A 22,002-nucleotide genomic window follows, 5' to 3' on the forward strand; every position below is an offset into this window, starting at 1 on the left:
ACTCGGCGGTCTCCGCCGGGGACCGGCCGTGCGGGGGCTCGCGATGTGCGCGTCGCCGGACGTACGGCGAGACTGGACGAGCGGCAGCCGACGATGGGTGGGCACATGCACAGCGTTCAGGAAACGATCCAGGTCGCGGTCCCGGTGCGCACCGCGTACAACCAGTGGACGCAGTTCGGGAGCTTCCCCCGGTTCATGAGGACGGTGAGGAAGGTCGACCAGATCAAACCGGCCCTCACCTCGTGGACCCTCGGGGCGGGACCGCTGCGCGGCGGGTTCCGGGCCGAGATCGTGGAGCAGGAACCCGACTCCCACCTGGTCTGGCGTGGCCTCGACCGGCACCCCGCGCACCGGGGTGAGGTGCGCTTCGCGCCCACCGCCGGCGGCGGCACGGCGGTCACCGTGCGGATGGAGATCGCCCCGCGCGGCACCACCGGCCTGCTGGCCGGCGTCCCCGGCCTGGCCGGCCGTGTCGTGCGCGGAGAGCTGCGGCGCTTCAAGGAGTACCTCGAGGGACTGGGGGAGGAGACCGGCGCCTGGCGGGGCACCATCCGGGGCGGCCGGCTGCGGCGCGGGGAGCCGGAGCGGCAGGAGAGCGGCGTGCCCTGCTGGCCCGTCGGCTGACGCCCGGGACCAGCCCGACCAGCCTGAGCGAGAGGCGATCCGATGAAGAAGGCGCCCGGCGAGGAGCCGGACGAGACCCTGACCGTGACCCCGCCCAAGAAGTGGGCCGCGGGCGTGCCCGCCGTGGCGCACGCGCTGGAGTACTCCCTGGAGGAGACGTCCGCCGCACGTGCCGGCCAGACCCTGCTGACCATGAACCAGGTGGACGGCATCGACTGCCCCGGCTGCGCGTGGGCCGACCCCGCGCCGGGCCACCGGCACCGCAACGAGTACTGCGAGAACGGCGCCAAGCACATCAACGACGAGGCGACGACCCGGCGCGTCACCGCCGCGTTCTTCCGCGAGCACCCGGTCTCGGACCTGGCCCGCCGCTCCGACGCGTGGCTCAACCAGCAGGGCCGGCTGACCGAGCCGATGGTCAAGCGGCCCGGCTCGGACCACTACGAGCCGATCAGCTGGAACGACGCCTTCGCCCTGATGGCCGGCGAACTGACCTCGCTCGGCTCCCCCGACGAGGCCGTCTTCTACACCTCGGGCCGGGCCGGCAACGAGGCCGCGTTCACCCTGCAGTTGTTCGCCCGGGCGCTGGGCACCAACAACCTGCCCGACTGCAGCAACATGTGCCACGAGTCCAGCGGCTACGCCCTGCACGAGACGCTGGGCACCGGCAAGGGCACGGTCAGCCTGCACGACCTGCACCACGCCGACCTGATCTTCCTGGTGGGGCAGAACCCCGGTTCCAACCACCCCCGGCAGCTGTCCGCGCTGGAGCAGGCCAAGCGCAACGGCGCCCGCGTCATCGCGGTCAACCCGCTGCCGGAGGCCGGGCTGCGGCGGTTCAAGAACCCCCAGAAGCCCAGCGGGGTCGTCGGCCGCGGCACCCGGATCGCCGACCGCTTCCTGCACATCCGCGGCGGCGGCGACCTGGCCCTGTTCCAGGGGCTCAACCGGCTGCTTCTGGAGGCCGAGGACGCCCGGCCGGGCGAGGTCCTCGACCACGACTTCATCCGCGCCGACACCAGCGGCTTCGAGGAGTTCGCCGCGCACGTCCGCGGCGTCGACTGGGACGACGTCCTCGCCGCGACCGGCCTGCGGCGCGAGGAGATCGAGCAGGTCCGCGACGAGGTGCTGCGCAGCGAGCGGGTCGTCGTCTGCTGGGCCATGGGCATCACCCAGCACAAGCACGCCGTCTCCACGATCCGGGAGTTCGTGAACTTCCTGCTGCTGCGCGGCAACGTCGGCCGGGCCGGCACCGGCGCCTGCCCGGTGCGCGGGCACAGCAACGTCCAGGGCGACCGCACCATGGGCATCTGGGAGCGGATGCCGGACACGTTCCTCGACGCCCTGCGCGACGAGTTCGGCTTCGAACCGCCGCGCGCCCACGGGCTGGACTCCGTCAACGCGATCAGGGCCATGCGCGAGGGCCGCGTCCGGTTCTTCCTCGGCCTCGCCGGCAACTTCGTCCGCGCCACCCCCGACAGCGCGGTCACCGAGAAGGCGATGCGCACCTGCCGTCTCACCGCCCACATCTCCACCAAGCTCAACCGCTCCCACACCGTGTGCGGCGAGACCGCGCTCATCCTGCCCACGCTGGGCCGCACCGAACGGGACGTGCAGGCGAGCGGCGAGCAGTTCGTGACCGTGGAGAACTCCATGAGCGAGGTCCACACCTCGCGCGGCCGCCTGCGTCCCGCCTCCCCGCTGCTCCTCAGCGAGATCGCCATCCTCAGCCGGCTCGCCCGCCGGACCCTCGGCGACACCCCCGACATCCCCTGGGAACGCTTCGAGGCCGACTACGGCGTGATCCGCGACCGCATCTCCCGCGTCGTCCCGGGCCTGCACGACTACAACCGACGCGTGACCCGCCCCGGCGGCATCCCGCTGACGAACCCGGTCAACGAGGGCGTCTACGCCAACGACGCCGGCAAGGCCCTGTTCACCCGCAACGCCTTCGAGGCACCGCGCGCCCCCGAGGGCCACCTGCTCTTGCAGACCCTGCGCTCGCACGACCAGTGGAACACCGTCCCGTACACGTCCAACGACCGCTACCGCGGCATCCACGGCAGCCGCCGGGTCGTCCTCGTCCACCCCGACGACATGACCACCCTCGGCCTGACCGCGGAACAGAACGTCGACCTGATCAGCGTCTGGCCCGACGCCGTCGAGCGCCGCGCGGAGGACTTCCGCGTGATCCCCTACCCCACGGCCCGCGGCTGCGCCGCCGCGTACTACCCGGAGACCAACGTGCTGGTCCCCCTGGACAGCGTGGCCGAGGGCAGCAACCAGCCGACGTACAAGGCGGTGGTGGTACGCCTGGAGCCGGCGACGACGGCGACGGGGGCCGGCGGGGAGCACGGGGATGACGGGTTGACGGGGTCGACAGGGGTGACGAGGGGGGTGTGACGGTTGACGGGCCCTCTCAAGGACGTATCGCGTGGAGGTCGCCGCGGGAGTCGGTGAGGTACAGCCAATCCGGGGTGACCGCCGGATGCCCCCGGGGATCCGGGCTCAGGAGGATGTCGCAGGAGCGCAGCTTCCCGCCGACCGGGAGGTTCCAGGCTGTCACCGTCGCTGTGCGATCAGCGGTGTAGAGCGTGTCGCCCACCGAGAACGGCCGCGTCAGAATACGCCCTTGGGTCTTCCTCTCCCACAGCTGGGCGCCGCTCTTCGCGTCGAGAGCGACGAGCCGGTTGTCCACATCGCCGAAGACCACCGTCCCGCCCACCCCGGCCGGAGCGGCAGCGAGGTCGGCGGCGGTGTCGAACGTCCACAACGGGTCCCCACGGGTCGGGTCGACAGCGACGATCCTCTGGTGCGCGGACTCGACCTGCTGGACCAGGTAGACGCCCAGGTCGGTGACGACCCACTCCTGGCGAAGCGGCCCGTCGGGCTCGTAGGACCAGTTCGGGCGGCCGGTTGCTTCCAGGAATGCCACGACGCGTCCTCCACCGTGGGCCGCGGCGGCGCTCGGCAGCCGGGGCTCACCGGCCATGACGATCACGTTGCCTGCGGCCGCTTCAGGGGCGCAGCCCACGGCAGTGCCGTCCAGGGGCCGTGACCAGAGAACGTCGCCGGACAACAGGTCGATCGAGTGCAGGACACCGTCCGGGCCGGGCGCGTACAGGACGTCCGCGCAGACCCCCAGGAGGCCGTCGCAAACCTGCAGCCGGGTGGTTCTGCGAGGTCTTCCTGTCCGCAGATCCACGCTCCGCAGCCAGCGCCCCGTCCCCGGAAAGTAGGCGGCGCCCCGGTGGAAGGCGGGGCTGCCGGCGTAGTTCATCCGGATCAGGGGGTGCCGGCGGCGGGACTCGGCGTCGACCACGTGCAGGCTGTACTTCTCCTGCACGATCAAGGTGCCGTCGGACAGGACGGGCTGGTGAGCCGGGCCGGAGGCAGCCGGCATCCGCCAGGGCGCTTCGCGTGGACGGCGCGTGCGCGGGCCGGCGCCCCGGCGGCCCGACTCCCCCGTGCCCTGCCTGCCCTTCGTGCCCTGCGTGCGAGATGACCGCGGTCGGCGCTTCTTCTTCACCCTGGCTACCGCGATGTCGTACTGCAGCTCGCCGCCCAGCCGGGGTGTCTGGTCGACCCCGGCCTGGTGGAGCCGCTCGGAGGCGTACCTGAACAGCTCTTGCACCGTGATGAGACCATCGCCGTCGAAATCGGCGTCCCCACTGCGCAGACCATCGACGAGTGCTGCGGTGAAGGGTGAGAGAGCAGGCGTCCCCGCGTCGGAGTGGTCACCCTCCCAGGCACGCTGCACCCGGGTACCGGCGGTGATGATGACACGGCCGTGGCCGGCCAGTGCCTCTTCGAAGTCTGCCGAAGGGCCGCCCTTGGCGCCGGGGATGAACAACCCGCTGTAACAACAGTCCAGCACCACCACGATGCTCCGGGCACGGCACTCGTCCATCACGTCGTGGACGAATCCCGCGGAGATCGCCGAGTGGGCGGGGCGATCTGGGTTGGTGTTCCGGACAGCGAAGTAGAGCTTGTCGCTGCGGCTCACGACCCCGTGACACGAGAAGTACAACAGACAGACGTCATCGCGCTGCGCGGTGAGGAAGAACTCCTCGATCGCCCGTTCCACCGTGGAGCGGTCGGCGTCGACCAGGTGCTGCACCTCGAACTGGCCCACCTCCGGATCGTGCAGGACCTCGGTCAGCCTGGCGCAGTCCGCCTCCGGGGAGAGCAGCGTGGGGAGTTCCGCATGCTCGTAGCTACCCGTGCCGATGAGTAGGGCCCTGCGGTGGCCATCGCCGAACGCCTGGACGGTCACGAGGTCGGAGACCGAGGCCGCTCCGTGTCCGTTCCGTCCTCGCCGGGTGGCTCATGGGCCAGGAACGCGTCGATCAGCCGCTCCCGCTCGACGGCCGAGGCATCACTCAACTCCAGGGTGCGGCCGTCCAGCTCCACCTTGATACCGCGAACCGGACGGTTCTTCAGCCAGGTGTCGGCAAGCTGGAGTACTTGGCGCAGGACGAAGGACGTGGCGGTGACGACGACGGTCCCGGCGGCGATCAACTCAGTGCTCTTCGCTCCGGGTGCGACATCACCGGAGAAGCGCGCCAGCCGGACGTCTGCCACATCAAGATCGAGGAGAGAGCGGCGCAACCGAGTGCTCAACCGGAAGAGTTCGTCCTCGTCCGTGTCGGGCAGCCCCAACAGCTCCAGCCGAAGAGTTCCGCTCATCGTCCACGCCCCCGCGATCTCCGCTTCGTGTACGAGCACTTTACTGGCAGTGACCACGAGGCCGTGGCCCACTTGCGGATCACGGGGTGCCTCATGGAGACGGATGCCGGTCAAGAGCCACTTGCTCAGGACCGGCACCTTCGGGTGCTTCGACTGCCGGCTGTCAGTGCCGTCTGGCATCCTCCCAGTGCCGTCGTGATACACGGCCCAGGGGGAGATATGGCGAAGAAGACGCGACAGCAGAATCGGAAAAGGAAGCCCCGAAAGGCAATTGCGATCTACCATGACATGAAGGTGTACGAGAACTTCGAGCGCAGCGCTCTGCGCATCTTCGAGTGCATCAAGCAGGCCGAGAAAAGCTCTCCCGGCGCTCCCCGCTTTTTGTACGTCGACATCCAGGGCCACAGAAATGAAGCCGGAGGCTACGATCGTGATGCCTTCGAGCTGATACAGGACTTCGCGCTCGGCTTCCTGGTGGACTACCTGACGGAAATACATACTCCTCTCTACGGTGCACGGAATCCGCGTAAGCAGCGCAACGATATTCCGGACGTGTTGCGAATCAATCATCCAGACGATGGCAGTAAGTACGGATACGACGCCGGCGCCCTGGGCGTCCAGCCCCGCGAGAAGAAGCCGGTCAAGAGGAAGACCGCGCCGACTGTACGGGCGATCGCCGACTACTTGGGCATGGACGAGGCTGCCTGCTTGGTGTGTTGGCGCAGGCCGGTTGAGCGGGCGCACGTTGTTCCGGCCGCGCTCGGGGGCTCCATGGACGTCAGGAACTTTGCGCTGCTCTGCCGAGACCATCACGCTGAGGCTCCGGATGTGGCCGATGCGGAAAGCTTCTGGGCCTGGATCGACTATGCGGAGCTCAGGGACAGTCCGGACAAGTGGGTGGACGCCCCCGAGGAAGTGAAGGAACTTCTGCGGCGACATGATGTCCGGATGGGAAAGGAGCCCCGCGAACCTCTGTCCTTCTTCTCGGCGGTGAAGGAGGAGCTGAAGTCGCTGTACGGCTGGACGGACGGTGATCTCGCGTCGGTAGCTTGGCCGGAGCTGATGGATGAGTTCCATCGTGTCCTGGACGCGGCAACCGGACGCCACTTCTCCATCGACAAGAAAGCCTCCACCTACGCCTGGGCCTATGACATCGCCCTGAGAAGGGTCAAGGGAGACATCCGCCGGGTCGTACGTGACGCACCGTGACGCAGGTCGAGAAACGACTCGTCTGCTTCGACGGCGGCGCCGCCGCCGCAAGTGAACACCCCGCGAGCTCCGGCACAGCTTCGTGCTCCCGCGGTCCGACCGTGGAGTGCGACCTGGGAGTGATCTCCCGGCCTATCGGCGACGCGGAGACGGCCGGGGTTGCGGCGGTCGGAGACATGTGCGAAGCCGTAGTCGGGAGCATGGACACGCACACAGAAAAGGTGAGGCGCCCACCGCACACGGTGGGCGCCTCACCTGCTACTTCACTGTCGGGGTGGCGGGATTTGAACCCACGACCTCTTCGTCCCGAACGCGATCAGGCCCCAGTGTGCCTGCGCTTCGGGGCACCGACCTGAGCCTTCGACTCTTGCTCCCGTCCATTACCGTCCGAGAGAGTACGGGTGTGGCTGCATCGTTTGGCCCCCTGTTTGGCCCCCTCAACGACGCATGAGCTACCCGCGCCGAGACCCGTTGTCTCTGGTCAACTCAGCACGTCCGCGACCGACCGGACAACCGCCTCAGCGAGACGCGGTGGAACGCTGTTGCCAACCTGGGCTTGGACCGACGAACGCGATCCGACGAACTCGAAGCTGTCGGGAAAAGTGAAGAGGCGCTTCAACTCGGGGATGCGCAGACGCCTGTTTTCCCAATGGAACGGGCCTACATACGGGCCGGGTTGGGCCTGAATCGTCGGGGAAGGCTTGCCAGGGTCCAACTTCAGCAGGAAGGACCAGTACCTGCTCCGCCACTCGAACAGCGGATCGGGGTGGCCCCGTTTCTCCGTGTAGAAGAGGTAGTTGTCTCCTGGCGGAACGTCAGGCAGGAGGTGACCGAACTGCCCGCCGACGCGCTCTTCAGGCTCCGGATCGCTGACGAGTCCCTTCAGGGCCTCGCCGGCTGTGACGTAAGGGGCAGCACCCTCTGTACCTGAATGCCTACGCTCCCACTTGCCCGTGTGGGTCGCCGTAGGCAAGGAGGGGATTTTTTCCCCTTCGGGCGCGCCGACGATGAAGAGGCGCGGCCTGGCTTGCGGTACCCCGTAGTCGGCTGCGTTGAGCACCTTCCAATCGAATGCGTACCCCGCCTCCTTGATCTCTTTCAAGAGTCGATCGAAGGCAGGGCGGCTGGCCTTGTTGTTGTACGTCAATGCGTAGACGTTTTCGAGCACAAAGGCTCGCGGCTTGGCCTCGCGGAGAACTCGCGTGTATTCCTGCAAGAGACTGGCGTCGGGATCCAGTCCGTCTCGTTTCCAGTCCAGCCAGAAGCCAGACTTAGAGAATGGCGTGCAAGGGGGGCCGCCGACCAGTAGATCCGGCCGTTCGCCATTCTTCAGGCCGGCGTGTTCCAGAATTTCATCTGTGGTCGTTTTGAGGATGTCGTTAACAATGACCGAGTCGAGGTGGGGAAAGTTTTTCTCCATGGTGAGAGCCGCGTCTTTGTTGCGTTCCACCGCTGCGCGGACCTCGAAACCGGCGGCCTCGACGCCAAGGTCCAGGCCGCCAGCCCCGGAGAATAGAGAGATCGCCACCCCTTGATTGTTCATGAGCTGTAGTGTGCCACAAGCGTCCGCAGGTGCGGGAGGGAGGCGCGAAGTCAACCCTGTGAGGTACCGGAGCCGCCCTGTGAGGCTCCGCGCAACCTGTCAATCTCTGCCTGTTGCGCGGTCATGAGCTTGTTCAACTGGTTGCTAACCTGCGCGCTGATCTTGAACTGGAAGGCACGCCAGAAGCGGTAGAACTCCTCCGGCGTGTTGAACTCGCCACGTCCCTCCCGCAGGGCGGCGATGGAGTCTACGGCCCCGATGTACTCGCGCGTCGTCGACGAACGCTTCTTGCTGGCGATGCGCCAAGGCTCCTGCACGATAACTTCAAGGTCGTCTACACGCCAAGCCGAAGCTTCATTCAATGTGTAGATTACGAGAACGTCTAGATGTGTCTCGTAGTCTCCGAAGGGACGGAATGTCCCTGGCCAGTGGAGGGCTGGCCATTTGAAATAGGTGTTTCCGGTATAAAGGGTGATTCTACTTTGTGTCCGCCCGTTTGGAACTCCGCCCTTGGTGACCGCCCTGCGCGCTGCCTTGATGTCGATCGCGTGGTGTCCGCCGCCGAATCGAGGTCCACTAACTTCGAGGTCCGGGTAGCCGCGCTCTGACCCTCGCTGAAATTCGATCCCGCTTGTTCCGGTGATTGCGGCAAGGATGAAGTCAATGATAGAGACTTCGATAATGTTTGCTAGCGAGGCTGGCTCTTTCGGTAGCGGAAGTAGATGCCCCCGAGCCGCGAGTTTCTCTTCTAGGTCTTGCGGATCGGTAATTGTGATTGGCCATTCTGCATCCGGGCTATCAGTTTGAAGCGCTCCCCTTACGTCGAACTTGTACTGGCTGCAGACATTGCGCAGCCATTCTTCAATCGTGTCCGCACCTGTCACGGACTGATCTTGTCATGCAAGCTGGCTTTGAGGTTGGGGGGAGTTTGATTTGTAGGCAATTATCCGATTGGTGAGATTTTGCCCAGTATGGCCGTAGGTGTGGCTGTAGGCATTGCCAAAAGCCTGTTTGGGGGGCTGCGTGTCACAGTGGAAGAAACCCGGGTTTCTCCTGCCCGAGTGCTTGCAGGCGTGCCAGGTAGTCCCGGGCCCCGGGTTCTGCTGCGTATCGGCGCTTCATCTCGGCGGCAAGCTCGCGGCTTGTCATGATGAGTGATGGCACCGACTGACGATCCCCTTCGAGGGCCCGTTCCCCCATGATGAGTGCCTGTTCCAGATCGCCTTCACGTGCCGCCGTAACTCCGAGGGTGACGCGCGCTTCGGCGTTGCGCATCGGTGAGCGCTCGGTTCCGTCGAAGTCCGTTCCCGCCCTCAGCACCTCTTCGGCGAGCGTGCGCGCGAGCTTGTCCTCTCCGACCAGGCGGTAGCAGTCCATCGCATAGAAATCGAACTTGGCTGGGTCCAGAAAATCCGAGACTTGAAGAAGGAGCTGCAGACCGGCGTCAAGGCGCCCGCCAACTACACCGTGGCCGACGCAGTGAACGACTGGTTGGAGCGGGGGCTGAAGGGACGCGACGAGAAAGGCACCATCGGAAAGAACCGCTCGATGGCGAACAAGCACCTGATTCCGTTCATCGGCAAGGCCAAGCTGAAGGAACTCAGCGCGGACGATGTCGACGACTGGTGGGACGACAGGGCTGAATTCCTCGCGACGCGAAGCCTGCGCGACCTGCTCGCCATTCTGCGTCGCTCCATCGCGCACGCTCAGCGCAGGGACAAGGCTGCGCGGAACGTCGCCCTACTCGTCACCGCACCGGAGGGACGCCCCGGCCGGCCGAGCAAGGCGCTGAACTTGGAGGAGGCGAAAGCCGTGCTCACAGCCGCGCGCCCGTCACGGCTGTACGCCTACCTCGTGCTCTCACTCCTCAGCGGTGTGCGTACGGAAGAGGCGCGCCCCCTCACCTGGGATCACGTCTTCCTGGAGACGACGGATGGCATCCCGCCCCATGTCGCGGTGTGGCGTTCGGTGCGCAAGCACGGTGAGACCAAGACCAGGAAGAGCCGCCGGACTATCGCCCTGCCGAAGCAGGTGGTCGACGTCCTCGAAGAGCACATGCGATGGCAGAAGCAGGAGCGGGCATCAAGAGGGATGGAGTGGAGCCCGACCGGCCGCGTCTTCACCACCCGGAACGGCGAGCCGCTCGACGCGGCCAACGTTCGGCGCGACTTCAAGGCCATCGTGAAGAAGGCCGGACTGAAGCCTGAGTGGACCCCGCGGGAGCTCCGGCACAGCTTCGTGTCCCTGCTCTCCGACCACGGCATACCGCTGGAACGGATCGCGCTCTTGGTCGGTCACAGCAGTCAGGCGACCACAGAGGCGGTCTACCGGAAGCAGCTCCGGCCCGTGATCACGCAGGGTGCCGAAGCGATGGACGACATCTTCGCCGAAGATCAGGAAGGGGAGGCTGCGGTAGACGACGAAGAGGGCGACGCGGTGGCCTGATCAAATTCGTTTGGCCCCCTGTTTGGCCCCCCGAGCACGACAGAGGCCACATACGGAAATCCGTATGTGGCCTCTGACCAGCGTCGGGGTGGCGGGATTTGAACCCACGACCTCTTCGTCCCGAACGAAGGGCACGCACGCACCCTAGCTGCCGTCATCGGTGATTGTGCAGGTCAGAGCGTTGGTCTTCGTAGGTCTGAGGTGGTCTCGGAGGGGTTCTGGGCGAAGATCTTCTCCCAGATTTCTCCCACGGGCAGTGCGGTGCCGTGACGGTAGCACCTGACATATCGCGTTGCGCGGGCGAATTTGCGCCTGTGTTCAGGCCGCCTCGGTTGGGGCGCTGCCCGCCGACCGCTCGGCCCGGACTTGGTGGCCGATACGCAGTACTTCGTCGAAGACGCCGTCAGGATCATCCGTCTCCAGGATGAGTGCGGCCACCATGTCCAGGGCTTGGTCGATCTTCCCTTCCGCGTCCTTCTTTGCCTGCTCGATCCGGTCCAGATAGCGAGCGATCTTCGGCCGAGCGGTGGCGAAGGCGATGGGCAGTCTGTCGAGGGCGTCGGACAGGTCCCAGTCCTCTGGGATGAAGTACACCGCCTGCGTGGGATCCTGACTGATCACTCTCACAACGGGTTCGGTGATCCGTGGCCCGCTGGTGACTTCTACGTCCAGTAGCAGCTTCGAAGCCGCGCGGTACAAGGCCGTCAAGTCCCGGTCGTGATCTACGAGGATCACCTCGGAGACTGCGATGCCTTCGGAGGAGAGGCGCACGCGGGCCAGCATGGCCGCAGCGTCGGGGGAGGCTCGCTCAGGGTCGTAGGTGGCGATGCAGTGGCCCCCGTCGCGGCGCAGCATGATGGCCAGCGGCTGTCGGGCGTCACCCCGGTGCAAGTGGAGCGACATGGCGAAGAGGCGCTCACGGGACACGACCGTCATGCCAGAGCCCCCATCCCCTGTCAGGTCCGCCCGAGGGCGTCAAGGTGGTCGCGGTTGCGGCCGTGCTGCTGGAGGCAACGCGGGTGGGCGGAAGGATTGGTGTTGGTGTCCGGCTGTCCCTCGGTCCCACTCCCCGTCAGCGGGGGTCGGCCTGGGCGTCGCTCCAGACTCGCGGCCCCGACCTGGCTGGTGTGGACCGAGTCCCGTGAACCGGGCGCGACGTGGGTGTGCCGACTGCCGATCTCCGCCATGTGCTTGGTGATGAGTCCCGGAAGCGCCTGGAGTGCCGCCTGCGGGTCCCTCACCTGCCGGCAGACGGCGATCAGGTCTTCGGCCGTCTTGGCGAGGATCGCTTTCCCAACCGGGGTGATTTGGCCCTTCTCAACCACGAGGGCGTGCGGTGGGAGCTCATCAAGATTCATGTCGCTCCTAGTCATGCAAGCTCATCCTCCTCGGTTCAAAGGCCCGGGGTGTGCGGCCGGTCGGGTTCTACCCAAGGAGGATCCAGGTCTTTCGGCTTCAATAGAGGGACATGGCACGTCCGGGGTACTGATCTCGGCATGTCTCAGGCGACTGCCCACGACGCCCACCTGGGCAGAGCCTGTGATCGGGGTTGCTGCCCGCTGGACCCCATACCGTCGCTGCGGACGTGACATCGCTGGAACGAGCTGAACGCGCAGGTCTGAGGCCCCTCAGCCGACTCACTGTTCGGTACTAGATTTTCACTTAAGAGCTGAGGCTCCGGCGGCGGACACGGAACGTGTACGTGGTGCCGTTCGCGTTCGTCTGACGGCCCCAGCCGCCGGTGACTGCCATATCCCAGCCCTGCTGCTCTCGCATCTGCGATGCGAAGGTGCGGCGGTCGTTGATCGAACATCCGCAGACGAGGCGTAGGTCAATGCTGACGTACTGGCTGCGGGGATTCGGCTCGCGGTCCGCCAAGGCCCACTTGACGTCGTGGATGTGCTCGGCGAGACCGGTTCTCTCTTCGTCATGGACAATGCCGTGCGCCCGGGCGTACTCGTCCAGGTCGTCGATGGCGAAGAGGTCGCTTCGCCACTGCCCGGGCCAGACGGCGAAAAGGCGGGATTCTCCGGCAAGTGCCCGTTGATAGGCGTCGGTTCCCGCGCCCTGGGTGACTCGGCCGTCCTTGTGGACCTCGATGTAGCAGGTGGTCGCCAGCGTGTACGGGAAGTCCTTGCCGACTGCGGCAGCGCTTCTCGGTCCCATGGGTCCCCCTTCAACTCCCGCGGTGAGCGTGAGGCCACGTTACGACAGGGACCGGAGCGCGGCTGCCGCCTTCGATGTTTCTCAGGGCCCCCACCCCTGTTGCGGTTCAGGTGAGTTGTAGCCGTGGACGACGGCGCGGCCCTTGCCGTGGCCGATCGCCCATTGTTGGCTGGCGTGTGCAATGCCCAGAGGTTGGGCAGCTCGAACCGGACGGTGGGTCTCTGCTGGCTCCGGGGCGGCGCACGGATTCCGGCTTGACCTTCGACCCGGGGCGAGGGTTACGGCCGATGGCATGAAGACGATGCGAATCTCCCAGCTCGCCGCACGCTCCGGAGCCCCTGCCACTGCCCTGCGCTTCTACGACGGCGCCGGACTACTGCCGGCCGACCGGTCTCCGGTCGGCTACCGGTGTACGCCGAGGACGCGATCGAGCGACTGGCGTTCATCGGTGCCGCCAGACACCTCGGCCTGCCGTTGTAGGAGATCGTTGAGCTGCTCGGGGGGTGGACGACCGGGAATAGGCGGGGCGATCAGCTAGGCGTGTGCTGGCGCTAGTGCATTCGTAGGCGGCCGATAGGCCCTCACCGTTGGTGAGCCTTAGACGATCAGGTGACTTTTCACTGGATCGAGGCAACCTCACAGTTCCTTCACCTGTCACACAGGCACATTCACTACCGAAGAAGGTCGGCGTTGGGGAGATCCTCGGCTCAACTGCCCGACCACATATGGCACATCAAGGAACGGACTGTCTGTGAGTGTTGCTGGCTCCGGCGGACGGGTTCAGCCTGCCCGACCTGGTGATCCTTCCCGCGTCGGCCCGTACCGGATCATCGGCCGTCTCGGTTCCGGCGGGATGGGCATCGTCCACGCCGGCCTCACGACCGACGGGCTTCGGGTCGCGGTCAAGGTGATCCATCCCGCGCAGGCGGAGGACCTGGAGTTCCGGGCGCGGTTTCGTCGGGAAGTTCAACTCTCCGCCCGCGTACAGGGTCCGTGCCTCGTGCCGCTCCTCGCCGCAGACGCCGAGGCCGCCGAGCCGTGGCTGGCAACTGCCTACGCGCCCGGCCCGACCCTCAACCAGCACCTGGCCGAGCACGGGCCTCTTGCTGGCGGCACCTTGTACGCCTTCGCGACCGGTACCGCCCAAGCGCTGGCCGCGATCCACGCGGCCGATGTCGTCCACCGCGACGTGAAGCCGCAGAACGTCATCCTCACTCCCGCCGGGCCCCGCATGCTGGACTTTGGCATCGCCCGCGCCGCCGACGGCACCAGCGTCACCCGGACCGGCGTCATCACTGGCACCCCGGGCTGGATCAGCCCCGAGTACTACCGCGCCGGCACGGCCGGACCCGAGGGCGACATGTTCGCCTGGGGCGCGCTCGTCGCCTACGCCGCCACCGCCCGCCTTCCGTTCGGCACCGGTGCACCGGACGCCGTCGCCTTCCGCGTTATGTCGGGCGATCCGGACCTCGACGGGGCCCCCGAGCAACTGCGGGAGGTTCTGGAAAGGGCTCTCGCCAAGGACCCGTCCGACCGGATGACCGCGGTCGACGCGGCGGAGGAGTGTTCAAGGCTCCTCGCCTCCCAGGCAACTCAGGTCCTCGGCGGCGACGGAGGACTGGAGCCCACCCGGGTGGGAGAACTGGTTACGGCCGAGTGGGACATGCCCACGCTGGACGATCCGACTTGGCATGCGCCGTCCTCGTTCTCACGCAGGCGCGGCATCACGGCTGTCATCGTCGCCGCAGCCGTGATGGGAGGCATCGCCGGAGCCACCCTCGCCTTCCCCACCTATGGCGACAGCGATGCCCCGGGCAAGGCCAGCGTGGCGGAGAGCCCCACAGGCGGTCCCACTAAATCCACGGCCACGCCCGAGAACGGCCCCACCTCACCCACCCAGACCAGCGGGTCGGATGACGCGAATGAATCGTCGGCCGATCCGCGCAGTGCCGTCGTCCCATCAGCTCCGTTGGCGGGGGTGTCCAACCCGGCCTTCACGCGCGCGGGCGACGCAGCTGAACCGACCTCCGAGGAATGGAGGGTGAGCACCGTCGCGAGCACCTCGGAGGAGAAGGACGTCGCAAAGGCGATCAGGGACCGGATGGCGGCCATGCTCGCCACCAAGGACATGGACTTTATGACGCCCACAGTCACGTTCAACAGGCGGGCACAAACCGTGATGGTGACAGGCGGTCCGATCTCCCAGATACCCGAAGATCACCAGGAGGTGTTCCGTCGGGCCGGGGACATGGCCGCCTGTTCCGCCCTCGCGTACCGGCTCAAGGACTATCCCATCACCTGGTCCTACGGGCGCTTCGCCATCTCCTGGAAGAACTTCGACGGCGACCTCGAACCGAGCATCCTCGGCTTCGGCGAGGCCACCGACGGGTGCTACAGCGTGATCGCCGGGCAGTGGCAGGGCGATGAGTCCGGCATCGCGACCGCCGGGATACCGAGCAGCGACAAGGCCGAGATCCGCGTCGCCGACGCCACCGACAAGGCCATCACCACCGCCTGGAATGTCAGGATCGCCGAAGGCCACGGCCTGGAGCCCTTTGCCGCGAGCGATGCCATCGACCTCGGCTTTGACCCGGTCGAAAAGGCCGCATACGTGTGGGCTCGGGATACCGACGGAGCACTCATCGGCCGAGCCCAACGGGCCAACTTCCAAGACGCCGTCTCCACGACCCTCTGCCGGAAGCTGACGGCCGAATACAACAGCAACCTGACCTGGAATTACACCCGCTGGTCCGTCGCCGTCTATGAGGGAAACAGCCGTGTACCCGAACTCATCGGCTCGGGTGAGTGCGCCCATTGAACAGATGAGCTTTCGACGAGCACGTCCGGAGCCCGTGAGTCCGGTTGGCTCGGAGGTGAGGTTCAGAAGTTGCATCACCGTGTCCAGTGCCGGGTCCGGATCGAAGTGCAAGCATCCTCAGATGAAGGCAAGCTCGCGGAAGACGTTTCGGACATCGGTCAGGGGCTGACGTTCGCGCGTGTAGTAGAGCTTGTTGGTCAGCAGTACGGCCCATCGTCCTCGGCGAGGTGAGATCCACATGCCCGTGCCGGTGAAGCCGTAGTGCACCCAGATGTCGTCGGCAGGGTCGCTGCCAGGAGCAGGGTGCCAGAACAGGCCGCGCGCAGGTCGCAAGGCGCCGGTTTGGATCGTGAGTGACTCGGCGGTCCAAGTGGGGCCGAATCCGGCTCGTTCTGGTGCGGTGGCGGTGTCGAGCATGTAGCGGAGGAAGGCGATGAGGTCGTCGAGGACGGTGAAAGCACCGGCGATGCCGCAGACGCCGCCCAGGAGGCGTGCGGAGAAGTCGTGGGCGATTCCCTTGAGGTGGGTGTCGGTGTCCTGGTCGAGTTCGGTCGGCGCGCAGCGGGCGGCAATTTCGGCGGGCAGTGGGCCGAAACGGGTGGAGTTCATGCCCAGTGGGTGCCAGGTGCGGGTGGTGGCCAGCTGGTCCAATGGCTGGCTGGAGAGGTGTTCGGCGAGGTAGCCGAGGATGAGGGCGGCCCGGTCGGTGTACTCGACCGCTTGGCCGGGGGGCCGGTGGAGTCGCTCGTGGAGAACGCCGCTGCGGATGTCCTCCGCATTGGTGCCGTAGAGGTTCTTCAGCTGGGCCCGCAGTGGGACGCCGGCCGTGTGCGTCAGCAGCTGCCGGGTGGTTACGACGCCGAGCGGGTGGCCGGTGACCTCGGGCCAGATGGTTCCGAGTGGCTGGTCGAGGTCGAGGGTGCCGTCCTCCCACAGGGCGCCGATGGACGACCACACGGCAAGGATCTTGGTGAGGCTGGCGGCGTCGAAGACGCTGTCGGTGCGCATCGGCACGTCTGGCTCGTCGGGGTCGAGGACGCCGATGGTGCCCTGTGCGCCGATACCAGTGGAGTCGCCGACGGCCCACACGGCGCCGGGGTACACCTTGTCGCGGACGCCCTCTTCCAGTAGGGCTTCGATGCGGTCGCTGTCGTACGTCATGGTCTCCCTGTTCGCCGGGGCATCCCGCTGGTCAGCGTAGTGACGTTCGTGCAGTGGGTCGGGTAGTGACGTGTCGGGCCGTCGGAATGAGGTTCAGGCGAGTTGGCGGCCGAGGTCGGTCAGGGAGCGTGCGGTTGCCGAGAGCGGATAGCGTGCCGCGTTTGCGTAGCCTGCCTGCCGTAGAGCGGACAGCAGGCCGGAGGATGTGCGTAGCCGGTCGAGGTCACGGGCCAGGGCCGCGGAGTGCCTGAAGTCGGTGGCCACGCCGGAGGCGGCGAGGGTTTCGCTGAGGCCGGGTACGGGCTGGTACAGGACGGGCAGTCCGCAGGCTTGGGCCTCCAGCGCGACCAGGCCCATGGCCTCCAAGGTGGTGGACGGCATGACCAGCGCGTCGTGTTCGGTGAACGCTCTCCACAGCTGTGGACGGCGGAGCCAGCCGAGGTAGCGGGCCTTCACGCCGGCCCGTTGCAAGAGCGGAGCCAGGGCATGGAATTGGGCTCGGGGCGCGGCGATGCTGAGCTCGATGCTTGGGACTCGGGACAGGCTCTTGACCAGGGCCTCGACGCCCTTCTCGGCGGTCAGCCGTCCCGCGTAGAGCAGTCGCAAGTGGCTGGAGGCTGCTCGGGCTGGCCGGGTGGGCGGATCGGTGAGCAGGTGGTCGGGGATGCCCCAGGGGATGTGGGAGATCTTTCTGCGGTCGAGCTGTGGGGCGAGCTTGAGGAGGTGGTCGGCCATCGCACCGGTGGGCACCACGATGGCGTCAGCGGCTCGGGCGGACTCGCGCAGGACTTGTAGTTGGTCGCGGTGTGCCTCGGCGAAGATCAGGTCCGTGCCGTGAACCAGGGCGATGCGGGGATGCGAGGGCAGGGCCCGGATCAGGGCGGGAGTGGCGCCGAAGGCGAGGTGCTGTAGGTGCAGGACGCCGATCTGGGCTGGGTCGATCGCGACCGCGAGGGCCTTGCGCAGGGCTGCGACGTAGCGGCCGAAGGCGGGGCCCTCCAGGCACTTCCCGGCCACGGTCAGTAGGTCGAGTCCGGTGGGGAGGCGGTGTCTTGGAGTGGACGGACCGAGCATGAACGCGCGGGCTGGGACGAGGGGCTGGTCGCCGGTGTAGAGGTCGAGGAAGAGTTCGACGCTTCCACCGGGGCTTCCTGCCGGCAGGTCCAGGCAGGTGGCGGCCAGCGGCCCAGCGGTGTGCTGCGCGACTGGGTTCACGAGGCGCCTCCCTGCATCTCCTCGTAGAGCCGGGAGATGTCGATGCCGTTGCTGGCTGCGTACTTGGCGCACTGTTGCTGGTAGCTGACCGGGGTGCCGGAGGCCGTGAGGAAGACGAGCTTGCCGAAGGTCATGCCCGGGTAGATGCGGACGGGCTTGGCCGCACGGATTTCCAGGGTCCAGCGGATGGCATGGCCTTGGTGGCCGAGCGGGGCGGAGACGTGGACCCAGATGCCGAGCGCGCCGAGGGTGCGGTCGCCGTTGAGGAGCTGTGCGTATGTCTCCGAGCTTGTCTGCTCCAGCGTGACGCCGAGGTAGAGCACTCCGGGCTTCAGCGCCAGGCCCGTGGCGGGAATGGTCTGTTCGGTGAACTCGGTGGGAGCGGCGGCGTCCAGGTCACCGGTGCAGACGCGGATCGTGTCGCCGAGTCGCCAGTCGTAGGCGTTCGGGGAGAGGCGGGCCGGGTCGTACGGATGAATCGTGATCTCGCCGGTCTGGATGGCAGCGTTGATTGCGGGGCCGGTGAGGATCACGAGGCCACCGCCTTGATGCGAGCCGTGTCCCGCCAGTACCTCGACGGCTGCGGGCCGGCTGCGGCCTGGTACTTGCCGCGGTAGGGGTCGATGTCGCCGGTGGAGACGAAGAACATGATCTGCCCGATTCTCATGCCCGCGTACACCCGCAACGGGCGGATCGGGGTGAGCATCAGCGTCCACTGGCCGTGGAAGCCGATGTCTCCGATCGGAGCGGTGATCTCGACGAACAGGCCGAGCCGCCCGATGGACGAACGGCCGAAGAGCAACGGGACGAACGTGTCGGAGCCGACCTCTTCGAGGGTGTGGCCGAGGTACAGCTCGCCGGGCTGGAGGACCTCGCCCTCCGGAGCGATGGTGATGTCGCGGGTGGGGTTGGGGCGGTGGGCGTCCAGTACCTCGGAGGTGTAGACGATCAGGGTTGATCCGAGGCGCACGTTGTAGCTGTTGGGGTTGACCTGCTCGGCGGAGAAAGGGGTGATGCGGAGGCGGCCGTCGTGTGCGGCTGCGGTGATCTCGGGACCGGTGAGGATCATCGCTTGTCTCCAGGGGCGGTGTCGGGACGGGGGGTTGTGAGCACGTGCTGGACTGCCTGGTCGAGGCGCAGGCCCGCCTCGTGGGTGCGCCGGCCGAGGTAGTTCTCGGCGACGTAGTCGGTCGTCAGGACTGTGGTGATGCCGTCGGGCAGGGGATCCGGCATGGTGACGAGAGGACCGGTCTGCTCCACGAGCTGGGCGAGCAGGTCCTGTGGGGCGCGGTACCTGTCTGGGATCTGGGCGTGGACCAACTGGTTGCCGAAGGGCTCGATGCCCAGCAGGTCGCCCCGTGTGAGCGTGCTGCCGAGGGGCACGGGGCGGAGCGCGGTCTCGTTGAGGATGACCGCGTCGGCGCCGAGTCCGGTGTGCAGTCGCGAGGCAACATCGGTCAGCAAACGGTGCCGGTCTGGTACTTGATGGCAGTACGCCTCGCTGACGGGACCGATGGCTTTGGCCAGCGCTCTGTGCATGCGGTCGAGCTGCCGTGTGACCTTGACGAGTTTCTTCGGAGTGGTGCCCGAGCTGTGCTCCGGGAAGTCGGTGATGCGCGCGGCCCAGCCGGTGCCGACCGGCTCGGCGAGGGCGTATCCGGCGGCGAGTTCTCGGCCTTTGAGGACGAGGGTGTCTCCGACATGGACAGGTCCGTAGTGGTCGCTGTGGCAGTGGCCCGCGAAGATCAGGTCGAGGAAGGGGCAGGCGGTGGCCAGCTTGAGGTCCTCGTCGAAGCCGGAGTGGCTGAGCAGGACCCAGTCGTCCACTTCGTGGTGGTGGGCGAGCATGATCTCGCGCAGGGCCTGGACGGGGTCGGTGACGCTGTGACCGGTTCGCTGCCCGGCGGGGATGCCGTGGAACGCCTGCTGCCCGATGACCGCGGTGATGCCGACGCGCCGGCCACCGAGGCGCGCGGTGTGTACACGGCGGAAGAGTGCGTCACCGGTGTCGGCGTCGACCGCATTGGCGCAGACGGTGAGCTGGTGGAGTCCGGGTTCGAAGTGGTGGTGCCAGCCATGGTTCCCGGGTGCCAGAACGTCGTAGAGCTTGAGCAGGATCTCGCGCTCGATGGCACCGTGGGCGAGGCGGTAGTAGCCGCTGCCTTCGAAGAAGTCACCGCAGTCCACGATGAGCGAGGTCTCGCGGAGGGCGTTGAGGTGGGTCAGGAAGGGCACGGCGTTGTCGAAGGTGGAGTGGACATCCGTGGTGGCCACGACCTGGCGCAGGGCGCGGGGGGTGGTCATGGGGTGACCTCGCAGATGTCGGCGCCCAGCGCGCGGAGCTTGCCGGGCAGGTCGGCGTGACCGCGGCGGAGCTGGTCGAGGCCACCGAGGGTGGTGACACCGCGGGCGGTGAGGCTGGCGACCATGAGTGCGGAGCCGGTGCGGATGTCGGTGGCCTCCACGCCTGTCCCGGTCAGCCGCTGGGGGCCGGAGAGACGGCACTCGGTGGGGGAGATCTCCTCGATATCGGCTCCGAGACGGGCCAGTTGAGGCAGCAGATTGCCGTGGCGGCCAGGGTTGATCGCGTCGGCGAACAGGTGGTTGCCGGGCAGGCCGAGGGCGAGTGCCATGAGTGGAGGTTCGAAGTCGGCGTCCAGGCCGCCGGGGCTGAGGGAGGCGATGGCCCGCAGAGGACGACCGGTCATCCTCGCATCCTGGGCGCGGATGGCGAGGGCTTCGGTCTCGCTGCTGACGGGGATCCCCAGCCGTCGCAGGGCCCCGACCAGCGGCCCCATGTCCTTGCTTCGGACTCCCTCGATACGTGCGTCACCCCCGGTGGCGGCAACCGCGCAGGCCAGTGTCCCCGCTTCGACCTTGTCTCCAGGCACCGCCCAGACGGCGTCGGCCGACTCCGAGGACGGTGGTGACAGATTCAGGAGGTGCTCGCTCGTCCGGGCTTCCCAGCCCACTGCGCTCAGGGCGTCGAGTACGCACAGAACTTCCGGCGAGAGGTTGGGTTCGCCCAGCCGTAGCGTTCGTCCGGCCGTGACGGCCCGGAGCACGGCCGCCACGGTCGCCCCTCGCGAGCGGAACGGCAGCATCAGGGAGACGGTGGCCGTATCGGGAGCGACTGCCTCGACGCGGTACCCGGAATCGTCCACGGCGGTCCGGTCCCCGAATGCCTGGTACACCTTGAAGTGCAGTTCCATCCCGCGCGCACCGATCCGGCAACCTCCCGGCCACGGCAGCCGCGCTTCCCCGTGCCGTGCGAGCAGGGCCGGCACCAGGTAGTAGGAGGCGCGGATCTGGGCGGCCTGGGCCAGTACGGGAACCGTGCACCGGCTTTCCGTCGGAAGGATCACCGCAGTGCTCGGCTCTCCGACGGGCTGCGCGACGTGCCAGCCGGCCTGCTGCAGCAGCGCGAGCATGATCTGGACGTCCGTGTTGGCCGGCACATTGCCCAGCCGCACAGGGCGGCCAAAGGCCGCCGCGGCGGCCAGCAGCGGGAGGGCGGCGTTCTTGGACCCATCGACAGTGACGATGCCGGTGAGTGGTGGTCCCGGTCGTACGGCGATCACCTCGGCGGCCCTGAGCGGGGTGGAGACGGTGTCTGCCACGATCAACTCCTCTGGAGGGGAAGGGAGACTGCGGTTTCCCGATCTGGGCGGATGGTCAGGTCGATCTCGGCCCAGCACCGTTTGCCCGTGGGTGTCGGCTTGGCGCCGTATCGGTCGGTCAGAGCGGTGACGAGGAACAGGCCGCGGCCGTCCTCGCTGTGGTCGTCCGGGAGGCGGGGCCGCGGCAGCACCGGGCTGGAGTCCCAGACCTCGATGCGCAGAGCGGCATCGATGAGTCGCACAGCCATCGAAACGTGGTCGGTGTCTGCGTGCTGGACGGCGTTGGCCAGCAGCTCGCTGATCACCAGTCCGGCGGTGTGCAGCACATCGCTGTTCAGCTCCTCCGCCTTCCAGCCCGCCATCGCGTCTGCGGCCTCGTGCCGGGCGGCGGAGACCGCAGCAGGTGTGGCGGGCAGCGAGAGAGTGAGCTGGTGCGCTTCCATGAGCGGCCTCCTGGATCGGTGCGGCTACTCCACGCAACCGCTCCAGGGGCAAGCAGGGCCACGCCGTGT

At 67.2% G+C, this 22,002-nt stretch carries 21 protein-coding genes; 6 read left to right on the forward strand and 15 right to left on the reverse strand.

The features are described 5' to 3' along the window. Positions 1 to 105: 105 nt before the first annotated feature. Together ACF07N_RS17000 and ACF07N_RS17005 are read left to right on the forward strand one after the other, a co-directional pair. Positions 106 to 624: an SRPBCC family protein gene (locus ACF07N_RS17000; RefSeq protein ID WP_392113299.1), complete on the forward strand. Its 519-nt coding sequence runs from the start codon at positions 106 to 108 to the stop codon at positions 622 to 624. Positions 625 to 666: 42 nt separating this feature from the next. Continuing rightward, complete coding sequence (locus ACF07N_RS17005; protein ID WP_392113302.1) at positions 667 to 3,027, forward strand: FdhF/YdeP family oxidoreductase; 2,361 nt, start codon at positions 667 to 669, stop codon at positions 3,025 to 3,027. A 16-nt stretch (positions 3,028 to 3,043) separates the two neighbouring features. On the opposite strand, the gene ACF07N_RS17010 is transcribed toward ACF07N_RS17005, so the two are convergent. After that, the gene (locus ACF07N_RS17010; protein WP_392113305.1) at positions 3,044 to 4,900 is read right to left on the reverse strand and encodes a PQQ-binding-like beta-propeller repeat protein; all 1,857 of its coding nucleotides are present in this window, start codon (positions 4,898 to 4,900) and stop codon (positions 3,044 to 3,046) included. After that, the gene (locus ACF07N_RS17015) at positions 4,897 to 5,493 is read right to left on the reverse strand and encodes a hypothetical protein (RefSeq protein WP_392113308.1); all 597 of its coding nucleotides are present in this window, start codon (positions 5,491 to 5,493) and stop codon (positions 4,897 to 4,899) included. The genes ACF07N_RS17010 and ACF07N_RS17015 overlap by 4 nt, the downstream gene beginning before the upstream one ends. A gap of 39 nt (positions 5,494 to 5,532) precedes the next feature. Here ACF07N_RS17015 and ACF07N_RS17020 point away from each other — a divergent pair, with 39 nt between their 5' ends. Further along, complete coding sequence (locus ACF07N_RS17020; protein ID WP_392113311.1) at positions 5,533 to 6,522, forward strand: HNH endonuclease; 990 nt, start codon at positions 5,533 to 5,535, stop codon at positions 6,520 to 6,522. 481 nt (positions 6,523 to 7,003) lie between these two features. On the opposite strand, the gene ACF07N_RS17025 is transcribed toward ACF07N_RS17020, so the two are convergent. The 3 genes from ACF07N_RS17025 to ACF07N_RS17035 form a co-directional block, all read right to left on the reverse strand. Then, entirely contained in the window at positions 7,004 to 8,065 is a 1,062-nt protein-coding gene (locus ACF07N_RS17025) for a DNA cytosine methyltransferase (RefSeq protein ID WP_392113314.1), read from the reverse strand. A gap of 50 nt (positions 8,066 to 8,115) precedes the next feature. Continuing rightward, positions 8,116 to 8,949: a type II restriction endonuclease gene (locus ACF07N_RS17030; protein ID WP_392113317.1), complete on the reverse strand. Its 834-nt coding sequence runs from the start codon at positions 8,947 to 8,949 to the stop codon at positions 8,116 to 8,118. Positions 8,950 to 9,091: 142 nt separating this feature from the next. Then, the gene (locus ACF07N_RS17035) at positions 9,092 to 9,442 is read right to left on the reverse strand and encodes a hypothetical protein (RefSeq protein ID WP_392113319.1); all 351 of its coding nucleotides are present in this window, start codon (positions 9,440 to 9,442) and stop codon (positions 9,092 to 9,094) included. Between the two features lie 42 nt (positions 9,443 to 9,484). Here ACF07N_RS17035 and xerC point away from each other — a divergent pair, with 42 nt between their 5' ends. After that, positions 9,485 to 10,510: a tyrosine recombinase XerC gene (gene xerC, locus ACF07N_RS17040; protein ID WP_392113322.1), complete on the forward strand. Its 1,026-nt coding sequence runs from the start codon at positions 9,485 to 9,487 to the stop codon at positions 10,508 to 10,510. Between the two features lie 318 nt (positions 10,511 to 10,828). On the opposite strand, the gene ACF07N_RS17045 is transcribed toward xerC, so the two are convergent. From ACF07N_RS17045 to ACF07N_RS17055, 3 genes are all read right to left on the reverse strand, one after another. Next, complete coding sequence (locus ACF07N_RS17045; RefSeq protein ID WP_392113325.1) at positions 10,829 to 11,446, reverse strand: hypothetical protein; 618 nt, start codon at positions 11,444 to 11,446, stop codon at positions 10,829 to 10,831. 20 nt (positions 11,447 to 11,466) lie between these two features. Then, positions 11,467 to 11,883, reverse strand: coding sequence for a hypothetical protein (locus ACF07N_RS17050; protein WP_392113328.1), 417 nt, complete (start codon positions 11,881 to 11,883; stop codon positions 11,467 to 11,469). 289 nt (positions 11,884 to 12,172) lie between these two features. Continuing rightward, positions 12,173 to 12,676, reverse strand: coding sequence for a hypothetical protein (locus ACF07N_RS17055; protein WP_392113331.1), 504 nt, complete (start codon positions 12,674 to 12,676; stop codon positions 12,173 to 12,175). 301 nt (positions 12,677 to 12,977) lie between these two features. Between ACF07N_RS17055 and ACF07N_RS17060 the strand changes: the two genes are divergently transcribed. Both ACF07N_RS17060 and ACF07N_RS17065 read left to right on the forward strand, forming a co-directional pair. Further along, positions 12,978 to 13,214 carry a MerR family DNA-binding transcriptional regulator gene (locus ACF07N_RS17060; RefSeq protein ID WP_392113654.1) on the forward strand — a complete coding sequence of 79 codons (237 nt, stop codon included), beginning with the start codon at positions 12,978 to 12,980 and terminating at the stop codon, positions 13,212 to 13,214. Positions 13,215 to 13,427: 213 nt separating this feature from the next. Beyond that, complete coding sequence (locus ACF07N_RS17065; protein WP_392113334.1) at positions 13,428 to 15,494, forward strand: protein kinase; 2,067 nt, start codon at positions 13,428 to 13,430, stop codon at positions 15,492 to 15,494. Between the two features lie 117 nt (positions 15,495 to 15,611). Here ACF07N_RS17065 and ACF07N_RS17070 read toward each other — a convergent pair whose 3' ends face one another. From ACF07N_RS17070 to ACF07N_RS17100, 7 genes are all read right to left on the reverse strand, one after another. After that, positions 15,612 to 16,655, reverse strand: a complete 1,044-nt coding sequence (locus tag ACF07N_RS17070) for a serine hydrolase domain-containing protein (protein WP_392113337.1) — start codon at positions 16,653 to 16,655, stop codon at positions 15,612 to 15,614. Positions 16,656 to 16,748: 93 nt separating this feature from the next. Next, positions 16,749 to 17,870 carry a glycosyltransferase family 4 protein gene (locus tag ACF07N_RS17075; RefSeq protein WP_392113339.1) on the reverse strand — a complete coding sequence of 374 codons (1,122 nt, stop codon included), beginning with the start codon at positions 17,868 to 17,870 and terminating at the stop codon, positions 16,749 to 16,751. After that, positions 17,867 to 18,403, reverse strand: a complete 537-nt coding sequence (locus ACF07N_RS17080) for a deoxycytidine triphosphate deaminase (protein WP_392113342.1) — start codon at positions 18,401 to 18,403, stop codon at positions 17,867 to 17,869. Before ACF07N_RS17080 ends, ACF07N_RS17075 begins: the two co-directional genes overlap by 4 nt. Continuing rightward, a complete protein-coding gene (gene dcd / locus ACF07N_RS17085) occupies positions 18,400 to 18,939 on the reverse strand; it encodes a dCTP deaminase (protein ID WP_392113345.1) in 540 nt (179 codons plus the stop codon). The genes ACF07N_RS17080 and dcd overlap by 4 nt, the downstream gene beginning before the upstream one ends. Next, positions 18,936 to 20,174, reverse strand: coding sequence for a metallophosphoesterase (locus ACF07N_RS17090; protein WP_392113348.1), 1,239 nt, complete (start codon positions 20,172 to 20,174; stop codon positions 18,936 to 18,938). Before ACF07N_RS17090 ends, dcd begins: the two co-directional genes overlap by 4 nt. Next, positions 20,171 to 21,451, reverse strand: a complete 1,281-nt coding sequence (locus ACF07N_RS17095) for a UDP-N-acetylglucosamine 1-carboxyvinyltransferase (protein ID WP_392113656.1) — start codon at positions 21,449 to 21,451, stop codon at positions 20,171 to 20,173. Before ACF07N_RS17095 ends, ACF07N_RS17090 begins: the two co-directional genes overlap by 4 nt. Before the next feature lie 41 nt (positions 21,452 to 21,492). Further along, the gene (locus tag ACF07N_RS17100; RefSeq protein WP_392113351.1) at positions 21,493 to 21,933 is read right to left on the reverse strand and encodes an ATP-binding protein; all 441 of its coding nucleotides are present in this window, start codon (positions 21,931 to 21,933) and stop codon (positions 21,493 to 21,495) included. Between the last annotated feature and the right edge of the window lie 69 nt (positions 21,934 to 22,002).

This window comes from Streptomyces sp. NPDC015242, from assembly GCF_043079125.1.
Taxonomy (GTDB): Bacteria; Actinomycetota; Actinomycetes; order Streptomycetales; family Streptomycetaceae; genus Streptomyces.